At 44.8% G+C, this 14,133-nt stretch carries 11 protein-coding genes and 1 pseudogene; 7 read left to right on the forward strand and 5 right to left on the reverse strand.

The annotated features are described in order from the left end of the window. The first annotated feature begins 4 nt into the window (after positions 1 to 4). The 4 genes and pseudogenes from GYK50_RS11005 (at position 5) to GYK50_RS11020 (ending at position 2,672) form a co-directional block, all read left to right on the forward strand. Entirely contained in the window at positions 5 to 748 is a 744-nt protein-coding gene (locus GYK50_RS11005) for a ribonuclease domain-containing protein (protein WP_071002342.1), read from the forward strand. A 1-nt stretch (position 749) separates the two neighbouring features. After that, positions 750 to 1,154, forward strand: a complete 405-nt coding sequence (locus GYK50_RS11010) for a barstar family protein (RefSeq protein WP_286707818.1) — start codon at positions 750 to 752, stop codon at positions 1,152 to 1,154. Between the two features lie 15 nt (positions 1,155 to 1,169). After that, positions 1,170 to 1,793: pseudogene (locus GYK50_RS11015) on the forward strand (sodium/glutamate symporter); the annotation flags it as partial. Positions 1,794 to 1,973: 180 nt separating this feature from the next. Then, positions 1,974 to 2,672, forward strand: a complete 699-nt coding sequence (locus tag GYK50_RS11020) for a ZIP family metal transporter (RefSeq protein ID WP_212563931.1) — start codon at positions 1,974 to 1,976, stop codon at positions 2,670 to 2,672. Between the two features lie 175 nt (positions 2,673 to 2,847). Here the strand turns inward: GYK50_RS11020 and GYK50_RS11025 are convergent, their stop codons facing one another. From GYK50_RS11025 to GYK50_RS11040, 4 genes are all read right to left on the reverse strand, one after another. Next, entirely contained in the window at positions 2,848 to 3,306 is a 459-nt protein-coding gene (locus GYK50_RS11025) for a hypothetical protein (RefSeq protein ID WP_071002344.1), read from the reverse strand. Between the two features lie 93 nt (positions 3,307 to 3,399). Continuing rightward, complete coding sequence (gene glyA, locus GYK50_RS11030) at positions 3,400 to 4,656, reverse strand: serine hydroxymethyltransferase (RefSeq protein ID WP_071002345.1); 1,257 nt, start codon at positions 4,654 to 4,656, stop codon at positions 3,400 to 3,402. 728 nt (positions 4,657 to 5,384) lie between these two features. After that, complete coding sequence (locus GYK50_RS11035) at positions 5,385 to 5,888, reverse strand: chorismate--pyruvate lyase family protein (protein WP_212563932.1); 504 nt, start codon at positions 5,886 to 5,888, stop codon at positions 5,385 to 5,387. Between the two features lie 76 nt (positions 5,889 to 5,964). Further along, positions 5,965 to 7,314 carry a GNAT family N-acetyltransferase gene (locus GYK50_RS11040; protein ID WP_212563933.1) on the reverse strand — a complete coding sequence of 450 codons (1,350 nt, stop codon included), beginning with the start codon at positions 7,312 to 7,314 and terminating at the stop codon, positions 5,965 to 5,967. 619 nt (positions 7,315 to 7,933) lie between these two features. Between GYK50_RS11040 and GYK50_RS11045 the strand changes: the two genes are divergently transcribed. After that, complete coding sequence (locus GYK50_RS11045; protein WP_212563934.1) at positions 7,934 to 10,153, forward strand: NADP-dependent isocitrate dehydrogenase; 2,220 nt, start codon at positions 7,934 to 7,936, stop codon at positions 10,151 to 10,153. A 259-nt stretch (positions 10,154 to 10,412) separates the two neighbouring features. Here the strand turns inward: GYK50_RS11045 and icd are convergent, their stop codons facing one another. Next, a complete protein-coding gene (gene icd, locus GYK50_RS11050; RefSeq protein WP_212563935.1) occupies positions 10,413 to 11,672 on the reverse strand; it encodes an NADP-dependent isocitrate dehydrogenase in 1,260 nt (419 codons plus the stop codon). Positions 11,673 to 12,290: 618 nt separating this feature from the next. On the opposite strand from icd, the gene GYK50_RS11055 reads away from it, so the two are divergent. Beyond that, on the forward strand, positions 12,291 to 12,905 hold the full coding sequence (locus tag GYK50_RS11055; RefSeq protein WP_212563936.1) for a pseudouridine synthase: 615 nt from the start codon (positions 12,291 to 12,293) through the stop codon (positions 12,903 to 12,905). A 287-nt stretch (positions 12,906 to 13,192) separates the two neighbouring features. Beyond that, positions 13,193 to 14,044 carry a CopM family metallochaperone gene (copM, locus tag GYK50_RS11060; RefSeq protein WP_212563937.1) on the forward strand — a complete coding sequence of 284 codons (852 nt, stop codon included), beginning with the start codon at positions 13,193 to 13,195 and terminating at the stop codon, positions 14,042 to 14,044. Positions 14,045 to 14,133 lie beyond the last annotated feature (89 nt).

Here is a 14,133-nt window from a genome sequence, read left to right on the forward strand (position 1 = left end):
CACCATGCAAAGCGGCAAGATTAAACATTGGAATCACGAAAAAGGCTATGGCTTTATCGATGTCGATGATCAAGATGAAGACGTGTTTTTTCATATTAGCAAAGTAAGTTTGGCGGAGCCGATAGCGGTTGGTCGACGTGTCTATTTCACGAGTAGTCGTAATGATAAAAACCAATTGCGTGCCACCAAAGTGACGTCAGCCGTACTCAGCATTGAACCAGATACTGCACCAAATACACCAAGGCAGATGCCCAATAATAGCAAACGAGATAATCACAGCCGGCCCTCAAATCGCAACCATCAAAACACTCGTCAAAATAGCTCTCGCAACAAGAGAAGCCTAGGCAGTACCCTATTTAGCCTCATTGCCATTATCGCTGTCGCTGTCTACTTCTTTGGCGATTTAGGCTCGACGTTATCTCAGTATACGTCTGACAATACCAGTCAAGTCGCCACAACTGACACAGCGACCACTAGCATCACAGGCGATGCACAAGTCGATAAGACGATTGCGCTGATTCAACAAGGCGGGCCATACCCTTATCCCAATAAGGACGGCACGACGTTTTATAACCGTGAAGGCAGACTGCCAGCACAATCGCAAGGCTATTACCGTGAATACACCGTACCCACCCCTGGCGTCTCCCATCGCGGTGCAAGGCGTATCGTCACAGGTGGTCGCCCGCCCACTGTTTATTACTTAACCGTCGATCATTATGACAGTTTTCAAAAGCTTGAGGTACCCTAATATGAAACCAAAGGATATTAGTCAAAAAGCCATGAATCAGAAAGATACGAGCCAAGCCATCCACTATGTCAGTCAAGACCCCATTAACCAAAACGGTACAGCGCTATCTGCCGTCATTCCTACTCAGGCTGTTACCATACCTGCGTGTGACACACTGGACAAAACCACGCTATTGACGAGTCTGGCGCGTGCCTGCCACTTCCCCAGCTATTTTTCACACAATTGGGACAGTGCATGGGACTGTCTGACAGACAGCGATGTGCAGCACTTAGTGCTTGATTTGACGGTAATAAAAAAGATAAACACCGAAGATTTCACTATTTTTAAAAGCATTATAGAAGATGCTTATAGTGACTTTGGTAAGCCGCAACTGTGGATTATTGTGCCCTTTGAGAATGACACTTAGCGGTGGAAAAATGACGAGGAGACTGCAGGAAGCAATAAAGACATCTTTGAGAGACCCGATAGCATGCGCTTTATCACAGCACCCTCTACTATCGAGACATTAGCGCTATTTGCAGGGGCATTGGCTTTTGCCGATGGGATGACGCTCGTGGCTGAGGACGCATGGTTTGAGCTACCGACGTTTGTCTGGGCACTGGCAGGCGGCGTCATCATACGCAATGTGTTAACGATGGTCTTCAATTTTGAGATGTTTGATCGCTCGATTGATGTATTTGGTAATGCGTCTTTGAGTCTGTTTTTGGCAATGGCGTTACTGTCATTGAAGCTGTGGCAGTTGACGGATTTGGCAGGGCCTGTATTGGTCATATTGATCGTACAGACCATCATCATGATTATCTACGTCTACCTCATTACCTTTAAAGTCATGGACAAAGACTATGACGCGGCAGTACTCTCAGCAGGGCATTGCGGTTTTGGTATGGGAGCTACCCCGACAGCGATTGCCAGTATGCAAGCCGTCACGGATCGCTATCTCCCCTCGCCGAAAGCCTTCTTAATCGTGCCAATGGTTGGTGCGTTCTTTGTCGATATCGTCAATGCCACGATATTGCAAATATTCACCAAGTTGCCGTTTATGTAATACTACTTATGTAATACTACGTCTGAACGTATTTAAGCCGTGATTAATCTTGAAGAGATTGCATGAGTCACATCGTGTGATAGCATTATTATCAAATACAATGTGATCCCACCGCCATTCATCGTATCAATAGACATTACTCAGAATTATTAAAACTTATTAAAAGTATCGAGGCATTTTATGTTGGTATTTGCCATTATTCTTGTGGTTTCAGGCGCACTCATTATTGGTGCATTATGGGGTCTATACGGCTATATGCCTGACTGGATACAAGGCAATCTGCTTGCGCTGGCAGGTGGTGCGCTCATGAGCTCAGTGGTACTTGAGATGATTCAACCTGCGATTGGCGAGAGTGGTTTGTGGACGACTGTCGCCTTTACCGTGTTAGGCGCAGTGGTCTTTACGGCTATTGACTATCTGATTGATGAAAAAATGCAAAACAAAGGCGGGGCAGGTTTGCTTGCTGCTATTACGCTTGATGGTATCCCAGAAAACTTAGCGCTTGGCGTCGCGCTGATTGGTGGTAACGCTTTACAAGTCGCGGCACTAGCAGGGTCTATTTTATTATCAAACCTCCCAGAAGCCGCAGGCGGTGCCAAACAAATGCGCGATGGTGGTAGCAGTCACAAAAAAATACTCATGCTATGGATTGGTGCAGCTATTTTATTATCATTAGCAGCTATTATTGGCAAAATGCTTCTCAAAGATGTCGATGATGCAGTAATTAGTGCAATTGACTGTTTTGCCGCAGGGGCGGTGATTGCTTCATTAGCGACAGAAGTTTTTCCTTCTGCATTTAAAGATGGCAACCATTGGGCGGGTATCAGCACTGCTATTGGTTTGGTGCTGGCATTAGGACTCAATCAACTCGGTGGCTGAGATTATAAATATTCGTAGGGTTTAAATTTGCCCCTTATTGCATGAGCATGCTCTTATCGCACAATTATTTGAATGAATAAAACCGCCCAGCAATAATGTTGGGCGGTTTTTATTTATCTGACATTCGGTTCAAATATGTCTAGGTGCGGCATCATGCAGCAACATGATCGACTCACTAAAGCGTAAACCCAATCACATTGAGCTTGTTCTCTTCTGCAAACTTAAATAACTCGTGAACGTGATTTAAATTCTCACGAAATGTATTCAAACCTTCTTGACTCTCTGCTTCGTGGTAGCCGATATCGTGTACCAATTTTTTTAAGTCTGTCGCGGCAAACGCTTTGACGATCTCAGGTACGACGGCCACATTGTATAATAAACCGTCATGCTGCTCATGCAGCGGGGTGCTATTGTTTGCCAAAAACAACAAATCGCACAAGGCATAATGCCCCTCTCCCAATAACTCAACCAGTTCTTCCGTATAATGTTCAAGAGACGCTTGTCTCACATCTAAGTATTGGTTGTCGCGATTTTCTCTTAGCTCATCCAGTGTCATATCACCAACAAGTATGCTGGTTAAATTTTCCTCGCGAACACTACAAAAGCAAAATGACATAGTTGTTGAAATAGACATCGTATCTTCCTTAACTGTGATTAAAAATAAAACCGCCTAGCAAACGCTAAGCGGTTTTTTGTTATACAACTCTCAAATAGAGTCAGTTAATACTTACTGGTTTTTTTCGTACACTGGTAGCTCTTTGCAGATGGCTTCTACTTTACCGCGTACTTCAGCTGCAACCGCTTCATCACCGCGGCTGTCTAGCACGTCACAGATCCAGCCTGCCAAATCACCCGCTTGCGCTTCGTTGAAGCCGCGAGTAGTAATGGCTGGGGTACCGATACGGATACCAGAGGTGACAAATGGTGATTTTGGATCATTTGGTACGGCGTTTTTGTTGACCGTGATATGTGCATCACCAAGCCATTTGTCGGCTTCTTTACCGGTCATTTCTTGCTTCACTAGGCTAATCAGCATGAGATGGTTTTCAGTACCACCAGAGATGATCTCATAGCCACGCTCTTGAATGACTTTTGCCATGGCTTGTGCGTTTTTCACAACTTGCTGCTGATAGGTTTTGAAGTTGTCTTCCAGCGCTTCTTTAAAGCAAACCGCTTTTGCCGCGATGACGTGCATGAGCGGGCCACCTTGGTTGCCTGGGAATACGGCAGAGTTTAGCTTTTTAGCAAGTTTCTCATCACGCGACAAGATCATACCTGAACGCGGGCCACGTAGGGTTTTGTGTGTGGTGGTAGTGGCCACATCAGCAAAAGGTATTGGGCTTGGATAGACGCCGCCCGCAACAAGACCAGCAACGTGTGCCATGTCTACCAATAGATACGCGCCTACCTCGTCAGCGATGTCACGGAAACGCTGCCAATCAACGACTTGTGAATACGCTGAGAAGCCTGCGATGATCATCTTTGGCTTGTGCTCACGCGCTAATGCTTCTACTTGATCATAGTCAATAAGGCCAGTGCCATCGACCAATCCATACTGTACGGCGTTGTAGTTCAGGCCTGAGAAGTTGATGTGCGCGCCATGCGTTAAGTGACCACCAGCGTCTAGACTCATGCCAAGTACCGTGTCATTGGCTTCTAGCAATGCTAAAAATACGGCAGCGTTTGCTTGGCTGCCTGAATGTGGCTGGACGTTGACGTATTCAGCACCGAACAGCTCTTTTGCACGGTCAATGGCCAATTGTTCAATGACATCGACATGCTCACAGCCACCATAATAACGCTTACCAGGATAGCCTTCAGCGTATTTATTGGTCAAATCAGTGCCTTGTGCTTCCATCACTGCTTGTGAGCAGTAGTTTTCAGAGGCAATCAACTCGATGTGATTTTCTTGACGAACGCTTTCTGCGGCCATCGCTTCAGCAAGGGTCGGATCAAACTCTTTGATAGAAATGTCTTTAAACATAATAATGTCCTAAGTAGTGACTGTCATTGAAAAAGTATCATTGAAAAGAAGCTGATAGCTTGCCCACAATCAAACGAACACTGCATCGACGTTGCTCAAAGTATGCTAGGTACTTGTGCACGCTGCTCTTTTGCCAGCTGTTTTATGGTACGACCATGATTGTAAATGGCGACTATCAGTAAAAATTAACATAAGAATAAACACAGGCAGTTGGCCTGCATTAACTTGACCGATCCGTCAATAAAATCGATATACAGCGGCATCGATAGCATTGCGAAAGCGTAAGTGTAACATGAAAAATTGTGCGATGAGCGCAAAAAAGCCTGCCTGAAGATGAGCAAATTAAATGGCGATATAACACAGATAAATAGCCAATTAAATAGGGCGTGTTGAACATTCGACCATGGCACTGACAGCGACTATTTTTTAGGCGATTCGATGTTAAAAATAATAAGTTTAGTCATTCTAAGTGCTTATTTTTAACGATGAAGCGGCAAAAAAGAGTCCTGTCCCCTGCTTTTTATCGTTGGGGCTGATGCTAAAATTGCCCCATACTGCGTTACAAATCTCGCTAAGGCATCTGCATTATCGTCGCTTTGTGCCTTGTCTGGAACCATTTTAGCGATCAGCAGTGCCTATTTGCGAATGTTCAACACGCCCTAAAGGTTTTACTCAATGCAAATTTTTGACCCTAGTTTTTTCTTTGTGTATATAAGAATAAAACGTTTTTAAGTATCACTGGACAAAAATGCCGGCAAAAAGGTTTCGCTGATAAGTAGTAAGCGACCATACCAGTCATAGCGCGTTTGCCGTTGCCAGCCCTCGCTCGTCTGTCGCACAAATCGCTGGTTTGGCACTGTGCGCCGACGTTTAAATAACACATAACCGATGGGCGTACCTTTTAGCTGCTGCAAGCGTCGCGCGTTACCTTTTAGGCTTGATAGCGGAAAGATGCTTTGCGCACCGACCCATGGCTGCTCGTCATTGCCGTATAGCAGTACTTCACGTATCCACGCCAGCAGTGGACGATTCAGCGCTGAGCCTTGCAGACCCAATTGTCGCTTTTGTTGCAGCGTCAATAGCCGATAGCCTTCAAAGGTGCGCTCCACTCGTAACGGCTGCCCTGCCTTCTCTTCTAGCATGGCTGTGAGCGAACCTTCGGCATTGAGCCACGATACGAGTTCAATAGGAGGCAGAGAGGTAGCAATACTAGCAATAGAGTTTGTGGGCATAGTTAACGGCTAATCATGAAATGTGTAAAGTAAAGGCCTGCAGGCTATTATTAATAGTGGATATTAGTGGTGTATATCAATGAAGCGTATCAAAGGCTGGCATATTGTCCGCGTTAAATGGTAGTGCCTCATGGGCTTGCTTGCGATATTGTGCCATATGCATCCGATCTCTGGCACAAAAATCGCCAATCGCAGGGACAAAACGCGGATCATAAATACGGTGAAGCGAGTGCGTGGTCGTTGGGATAAATCCACGAACCAGCTTATGCTCCCCTTGCGTACCCGGATCAAAGGACGCTAGCCCTTGCTCGATGGCAAACTCAATGCCTTGGTAATAGCACAGCTCAAAATGCAAGCTGTCATACTCACCAAGCGCGCCCCAGTATCGACCGTACAAAGTCGCACTATTATCAACATCATTATTAACATCGCCATCAACACTGTCGTCGTTGTCGCTATTACTATCAGGTGTGTCATACAAGAACAAACTACTGGCAATAATCTCACCACTGGCATCGAGTGCTTGCGCGAGCATAATATGTTCAGACATACTCGCTGCCAATGCCATAAAAAAGTCTATCGTCAGATAAGGCTGCTGTCCGCGTACCGCATAAGTCATCACGTAACAGTGATAAAAAGCCTTCCAGTCTGAATCGCTGATAGCATCGCCGATTTTTCGCTGGCAGATGATACCTTGCTCAGCCACTTTACGACGCTCCGCACGGATAGTTTTGCGCTTTTTAGCTTTTAGCGTCATCAAAAACGCATCAAAGTCTGCAAAGGGCTGACTGTCATTGAGCAGGTCTTTGTTTTGCCATAAGAACTGACAGCCTTGACGCTCGAATATCGGCATCGCAATCGGCGCGGACTCTACGCCGCGCTCTTGTGCTGCTAGCGCACGCTCTATATCAATTTCGGTCGGCATAGACGTGGTCGCAATAGAGGCTAGATTAGGAGTCACAAATAGCCCATGCCAGCTTGAGGCGCCGACTTGCTGAGCGATATCATCGACACCTGCGATGGCTGTTTTGATTATCTCTTCATTTAGCCTCTCCCCTTTTGCCAGCCAAAGCCGCTGACCCGTAATCGGCGTATACGGCACACTAGTGACCAATCTTGGATAATAGTCGAGACCATAGCGCGCATACGCCTCTGCCCATGAATGATCGAACACGAACTCACCGCGTTGATGGCCTTTTATAAAGACTGGCATTACCGCAACTGGTTGCAGAGCAGCATCCTTAGTATCATCATTGACACGATGCACCAAAATAAATATCGGTAGCCACCCTGCCCGCTCGCCAATCGCGCCTGTCTCAGCAAGCGCCTGCCAAAAAGCAAATGACATAAAAGGCGTGTCTGGCGTTTGCCAATCGGTCTGGCTCTGCCAGCTGGTATCATTCATCAGCGCATACTCTAAACTCATACTCACCGTCACTCTTATAATCGCTATATATTTATCGATAACCAATCTATTGATGACCTAGCCTAGCAAATTTTTGCGGTTTTGCTGTCACAATTTGCAAAGTTTTTTTGAGACGCAATAAAAAACCACCAATCGTGACATTGGTGGTTTTTAGGATTATCCTTATGTCCTCTCAAGAATAATATAAAGGTCAATAAAACACCGTCCATATTATTGAAAAGATGATATCGCAACAAATGACTGTTAGAATAAGGTTACTACCAGCTTAGTATAATTTGAAACCCTAAGATATGAGCGAAAACAGTATACTTAGTTCATGGTATGTGATTGACATCCTCTCGAATTTATAGTGGGTTTATTATAATATACCGTCAGCGACTTGCTGTCTGGCAGTTTACGGGGCAGTCAACGTGCCATCTGAGAACGCCCTTGTAGTGAACATCAGTAAAAGAAAATGTTTTATCAAACTTGAATATCTCTAACTTAATATTGCTAAGCAGCTGCATACGACGTACTTGTTCGAACGATATCATTGAGCATTGCATAGTATCATTGACCCATATTCAACATTATATTCGAGCTTTATTATTAACGACAACTAAAGGAAGATTCAAATAAAATGTCAAAAATTATTTATACAAAAACTGACGAAGCCCCAGCGCTTGCGACACTATCTTTTTTACCTATTGTAGAAGCGTTCACTAAGACCGCAGGGGTCGAAGTTGAAACTAGTGACATCTCTGTTGCGGCACGTATATTGGCTGAATTCCCTGAATACTTGACCGAAGATCAACGTGTTCCTGACAACCTAGCTGAGCTTGGTCGCCTGACTCAAGACCCCAACACCAACATCATCAAACTGCCAAATATCAGTGCCTCTGTACAGCAGCTCAAAGCAGCCATCAAAGAGCTGCAAGGTAAAGGCTATGCCATCCCTGACTTTCCAGATGATCCACAAACGGATGAAGAAAAAGAGCTACGTAAGCGCTATGGTAAGAGCTTAGGCAGTGCCGTAAACCCTGTACTACGTGAAGGTAACTCAGACCGCCGCGCACCAAAAGCCGTCAAAAACTATGCACGCAAGCATCCACATTCAATGGGTGAATGGAAACAATGGTCAAGCACACATGTATCGCACATGCATGGCGGCGACTTCTATGATGGCGAGCAATCTATGACCCTAGATAAGGCGCGCACGGTTCGCATGGAGCTATTGCTAGACGACGGCACCAAAAAAGTATTGAAACCTAAAATCGACCTACTAGACAAAGAAGTTATCGATTTGATGGTCATGAGCAAAAAAGCCTTGCTTGAATTCTATGAGCGTGAAATGGAAGATTGCCGCGAAGCGGGTATCTTGTTCTCACTACACGTCAAAGCCACCATGATGAAAGTCTCACACCCCATCGTGTTTGGTCATGCGGTCCGCATTTACTATAAAGATGCGTTTGAAAAACACGGCGAACTCTTTGATGAGCTTGGCATCAACGTCAACAACGGTATGGCAGATTTATACGATAAGATTGCTACTTTGCCAACCTCAACGCGTGAAGAAATTGAGCGCGACCTACATGCTTGTCAGGAGCATCGTCCACGTCTGGCCATGGTTGATTCGGCCAAAGGTATCACCAACTTCCATTCACCAAGTGATGTGATCGTGGATGCCTCTATGCCAGCGATGATTCGTTCAGGCGGTAAAATGTGGGGCGCTGATGGCAAAATGTATGACTGTAAAGCCGTCATGCCAGAGTCTACCTTTGCTCGTATTTATCAAGAAATGATTAACTTCTGCAAATGGCATGGCAATTTTGACCCAACGACCATGGGTACCGTACCAAACGTCGGCCTAATGGCACAAAAAGCAGAAGAATACGGCTCTCATGACAAGACCTTTGAATCTAGCGATGCTGGTATTGCGCGTATCGTCGACGTTGAGACCGATGAAGTCTTGCTCGAAAAACGCGTTGAAAAAGGCGATATCTGGCGCATGTGTCAGACCAAAGATGCCCCGATCCAAGATTGGGTCAAGCTTGCTGTACGCCGTGCCCGTGAATCAAATACGCCTGTTATCTTCTGGCTCGACCCATACCGTCCACATGAGAACGAGCTCATCAAAAAAGTTAAAATGTATCTAAAAGATCATGATACTGACGGTTTACACATCGAAATCATGTCTCAGGTTCGCGCCATGCGTTATACCCTAGAGCGTGTCGCTCGTGGCCTCGATACGATCTCTGCGACTGGTAACATCTTACGTGATTACTTAACTGACTTATTCCCAATCCTAGAGCTTGGTACCAGTGCTAAGATGCTATCGGTTGTGCCACTCATGAAAGGCGGCGGCTTGTTCGAGACAGGTGCTGGCGGTTCTGCACCAAAGCATGTCGAGCAGCTCACCGAAGAAAACCATCTACGTTGGGATTCACTTGGTGAGTTCTTGGCCTTGAACGTCTCTTTGGAGCATTTGGCAAGCAACGACAACAATGCTAAAGCTCAAGTATTAGCCGATACGCTCGATACCGCGACCGAAAAACTGCTGCTGAATGACAAATCACCATCACGTAAAACTGGTGAGCTTGATAACCGTGGTAGTCACTTCTATCTAGCGCTATATTGGGCTGAAGAGCTGGCGGCGCAGGATCAAGATAGCGAGTTAAAAGCACAGTTCACGCCATTGGCGCAAAAGCTGGCAGAAAACGAAGACGCGATTGTCAAAGAACTTAACGACGTTCAAGGTAAGCCAGTCGATATCAAAGGCTACTACTATGCTGATGAGGAGCTTGCGAAAAAAGCCATGCGTCCAAGCGCTTTGTTTAACGAAGTCTTGGCATCGCTATAAGTAATAAGCAATTGATCTTGAAACATTAATCCTAATCGCTCTGGTTTTTATACACAGATCGATTAGGTAAGTTTAAGTATTAGCAAACAAAACACCTTAGCCGTCTTAGAACGTTGAGGTGTTTTTTTGTGCCTATCTCAAAATGATAATAAACAACTTGCCTATGTCTATCCATTTCAAACACATAAAAAAACCACCTACATCAGTAAGTGGCCTTGAATAAATATAATAGAGTTTAACGCTCTAGGCATTAATGCGATTACGCATCCATGTGCTTGATAATGGCTTTGCCAAACTCAGAAGTACTGAGCAAGATAGCATCTGGCATCAAACGCTCAAAGTCATAAGTAACCGTCTTATTGGCGATCGCGCCTTGGATACCACTGATGATGAGATCCGCCGCCTCACACCAACCCATATCACGCAGCATCATTTCCGCAGACAATATCAATGAGCCTGGATTTACTTTATTCTGACCAGCATACTTAGGCGCAGTACCGTGCGTCGCTTCATAAACAGCGATTGCGCCGCCTTTGTTGGCCCCTGGGGCAATACCGATACCGCCTACTTCCGCCGCTAGCGCGTCAGAGATATAGTCACCGTTCAGGTTGAGTGTTGCTACTACGGAGTAATCTGCCGGACGCATCAGAATCTGCTGCAAGAATGCATCAGCGATCACATCTTTGATGATGATGTCATTACCCGTTTTGGGATTTTTCATCGTCATCCATGGACCACCATCTAATGGCTCAGCATCAAAACGCTCTGCTGCCAGCTCATACCCCCAATCTTTAAACGCGCCTTCCGTAAATTTCATAATATTGCCTTTATGCACGAGGGTCACGTTTGGCAAGTCATTATCGATAGCATGCTGAATGGCTTTACGAACTAGGCGCTGCGAGCCTTCTTTTGAGACAGGCTTGATACCGATGCCGCAGTCTTCAGGGAAGCGAATGCTGGTCACACCCATCTCTTCTCTTAAGAAATTGATGACTTTTTTGGCATCATCACTGCCTGCCTTCCACTCGATACCTGTATAGATATCTTCTGTATTTTCACGAAAGATCACCATATTGGTCAGCTCAGGATGCTGTACTGGGCTTGGCACGCCTTTAAACCAGCGTACTGGTCGCTGACAGACATACAGATCAAGATTTTGACGTACAGCCACATTCAACGAACTAAAGCCACCACCCACCGGCGTGGTCAACGGTCCCTTGATACTGATGACGTAGTCTTTTAAAATCTCTAATGTCTCACTGGGTAAATATTCACCGTCATATATTTTGGCCGCTTTTTCGCCCAAGTAAGCTTCCATCCAGATAATTGATTTTTTACTGTGGTAGGCTTTATCGACCGCCGCATTGACCACCTTTATCATGACAGGTGTGATATCCACCCCAATACCGTCACCTTCAATGAACGGAATAATCGGATGATTGGGCACATTTAGCGACAAATCAGCATTCACGGTTACTTTTTCGCCGTCTCTTGGTACGATGACCTTATCATATGACATGGATAAAACTCCTTAGTGGTAAGTTATACATCGCAAGCGAACTGAACACGTTGTTATGCTAGCTTTTCTATTATAATGGTCGCGCTCTAGACGCTTATTAGCTAAACAAAGTCTGATGTATGAGATACTTGCGACATTGGATTGAACGATACTAAAAAATAGCTTCAAATTAAACATATATGCATTGATGTAAATACAAACTAAAACTGTGCATAGAAACTGCTTATTATTAAATTCAGTGTTATTGGCTAAATTAATAAGAAATATCACATATACAATTTATAAATTATTAATAAAATGCAGCATCTATAACTTTATAATCTTTGAAGGGTTATAATAGATTATTTTGTTGATAGTAATAGAACAAAGAGCTGGACAATCATTTTATCTTGTAGGTGATAGGTTTATTACTATCAAAAATATAAATACCCCTATAAAAATATGGATTTAGAGTAGCAGTAAATTTGCGTGGTTGCTGTCCTACTTTTGTAGCAAAATACATCGCACAGCGTATATCAAACACAATACCTCTGTTCTTATTTTTTAGTACTGACTTTGCTTGATCAAACATAAGCCAAGACTGCTAATCACTCATTTACCTTCAGGAAATATCACTTTATGCCGACTTCTAGTCTCATCTTGTTCAATAAGCCTTATGGGGTGCAAAGTCAGTTCAGAGACGATAGCAACAATGACCACGCCACCCTATCGCAGTACTTTACTGATAAGTCTTTGCGAGTTGCTGGTAGGCTTGATGCAACGTCCGAAGGATTACTTATTCTGACCGATGATGGCCGAGTCAATAAAGCAATTACCCATCCGCCAAAAGCCAATGCTGGACGTAAGCAAGGTAAGACTTATTTGGTACAGGTTGAGGGCATTCCTACTGCTGAGCAACTCAATCAGCTCAAACGTGGCGTGACGCTCAAAGATGGCAAAACTCTGCCTGCTGAGGTTAAACACGTCAGTGAAGATGAGCTACCGATGGCGCTCTGGCAACGTCATCCGCCGATACGTGAGCGTAAAAGCGTACCGGACTCATGGTTGATGCTGACAATTTATGAAGGTAAAAACCGTCAAGTCAGACGAATGACCGCGCATGTTGGTCTGCCCTGCCTACGTTTAATACGTTGGTCGGTGGCAGGGTTTGAATTAGGTGACATAGCAGTTGGCGAGTTTGTGCGCATTCACTTAACTAGTGAGCACTATCAGCAATTGGGTATCAGCTATTAATTTGTCACGTCTAAACGCTTAGCTATAGTCAATCAATATTAAAAGTGGTACGAGGCAGACGAGTGCAAGTACTACAGTAGTAGGCTAAACGAGTCTAACGCTGTAACACTTTAATAGTGGTTCGACTATACCGGCATATATTTTCATTTAAAGTAAATATATTACTTCTTGTTAAACATAGCGTCTCGAATGGGTAAGGTTTATCTGTTAAGATTCAGCACGTCATTATTTATGTAAAATAGACCTCATTTATTTATCATTTGGTCTTCTTATAGTAGGGATATATCATGATTGCTTCTCATCGTTTTGTTCTGTTGGCCACCAGCATTTCTACTGCACTGCTATTAGGTGCGTGTCAGCCAGCAGCAGATAGTCAATCAGCGCCTGTAGAAGAAGCCACCCCGCCAATGACTGACATGACTCATGCTGAGCATGAGAATATAAGCCACGATACATCGGTAGATAGCGAAAACGTCACAGATGACACTCAGATGACGGATATGCTCAAAGACTACACAAAGTCCATGACCAGTATGCATGATGAGATGATGATCGGTATGGGTTATAACGATCCTGATACCGCGTTTGCCAAAGGCATGCTTGGGCATCATCGCGGCGCGATAGATATGGCAAAAATTCAGCTAAAGTACGGTACAGATGATGCCATGCGCCAGCTTGCTCAAGATATCATCACGGCGCAGCAAGCTGAGATTGATATCCTAAACAAATGGCTTGCCAGCCATCCTGACACAGCCAAACCTAAGCCCAATACCGCTGCTATGCAACAGGCCTACGCTAAGGGTATGGAAAGCATGCATGGTGAGATGACATTGGGTATTGCTGATCCTATGCCGGATATGGCATTTGCACGTGGCATGCTACCACACCATATTGGCGCCGTAGATATGGCAAAAATCGAGCTCGAATACGGTACTGATGAAGAAATGCGTCAATTGGCACAGCATATCATCGATACTCAGCAAGTAGAGATTGAGCTCATGCAAAACTGGATTGCCGCGCTTAAAGCGACGAGCGATGTTGAAAACGATAATGCTGAGGTTGACGAGCCTAACGGCGACACTACTGCAAACGAGAAGCCTGCCAGTGAGGACCCTGATAATAAAACCAAGGAAGAGTAGCTAGCCATTCAGCATACCAAAAAACCTTTCAGCTATTACTTGAACCCCCTAATAACCATATTTGCTTATTAGGGGGTTTTGCTTTGCTT

The sequence above is a fragment of the Psychrobacter pacificensis genome (genome assembly GCF_018336615.1).
GTDB lineage: Bacteria > Pseudomonadota > Gammaproteobacteria > Pseudomonadales > Moraxellaceae > Psychrobacter > Psychrobacter pacificensis.

Bases quoted from the DNA above. Each gene is read 5' to 3' on its own strand.
- GYK50_RS11005 (WP_071002342.1), top strand. From the start codon at position 5: ATGCAAAGCGGCAAGATTAAACATTGGAATCACGAAAAAGGCTATGGC.
- GYK50_RS11010 (WP_286707818.1), top strand. From the start codon at position 750: ATGAAACCAAAGGATATTAGTCAAAAAGCCATGAATCAGAAAGATACG.
- GYK50_RS11020 (WP_212563931.1), top strand. From the start codon at position 1,974: ATGTTGGTATTTGCCATTATTCTTGTGGTTTCAGGCGCACTCATTATT.
- GYK50_RS11025 (WP_071002344.1), bottom strand. From the start codon at position 3,306: ATGTCTATTTCAACAACTATGTCATTTTGCTTTTGTAGTGTTCGCGAG.
- glyA (WP_071002345.1), bottom strand. From the start codon at position 4,656: ATGTTTAAAGACATTTCTATCAAAGAGTTTGATCCGACCCTTGCTGAA.
- GYK50_RS11035 (WP_212563932.1), bottom strand. From the start codon at position 5,888: ATGCCCACAAACTCTATTGCTAGTATTGCTACCTCTCTGCCTCCTATT.
- GYK50_RS11040 (WP_212563933.1), bottom strand. From the start codon at position 7,314: ATGAGTTTAGAGTATGCGCTGATGAATGATACCAGCTGGCAGAGCCAG.
- GYK50_RS11045 (WP_212563934.1), top strand. From the start codon at position 7,934: ATGTCAAAAATTATTTATACAAAAACTGACGAAGCCCCAGCGCTTGCG.
- icd (WP_212563935.1), bottom strand. From the start codon at position 11,672: ATGTCATATGATAAGGTCATCGTACCAAGAGACGGCGAAAAAGTAACC.
- GYK50_RS11055 (WP_212563936.1), top strand. From the start codon at position 12,291: ATGCCGACTTCTAGTCTCATCTTGTTCAATAAGCCTTATGGGGTGCAA.
- copM (WP_212563937.1), top strand. From the start codon at position 13,193: ATGATTGCTTCTCATCGTTTTGTTCTGTTGGCCACCAGCATTTCTACT.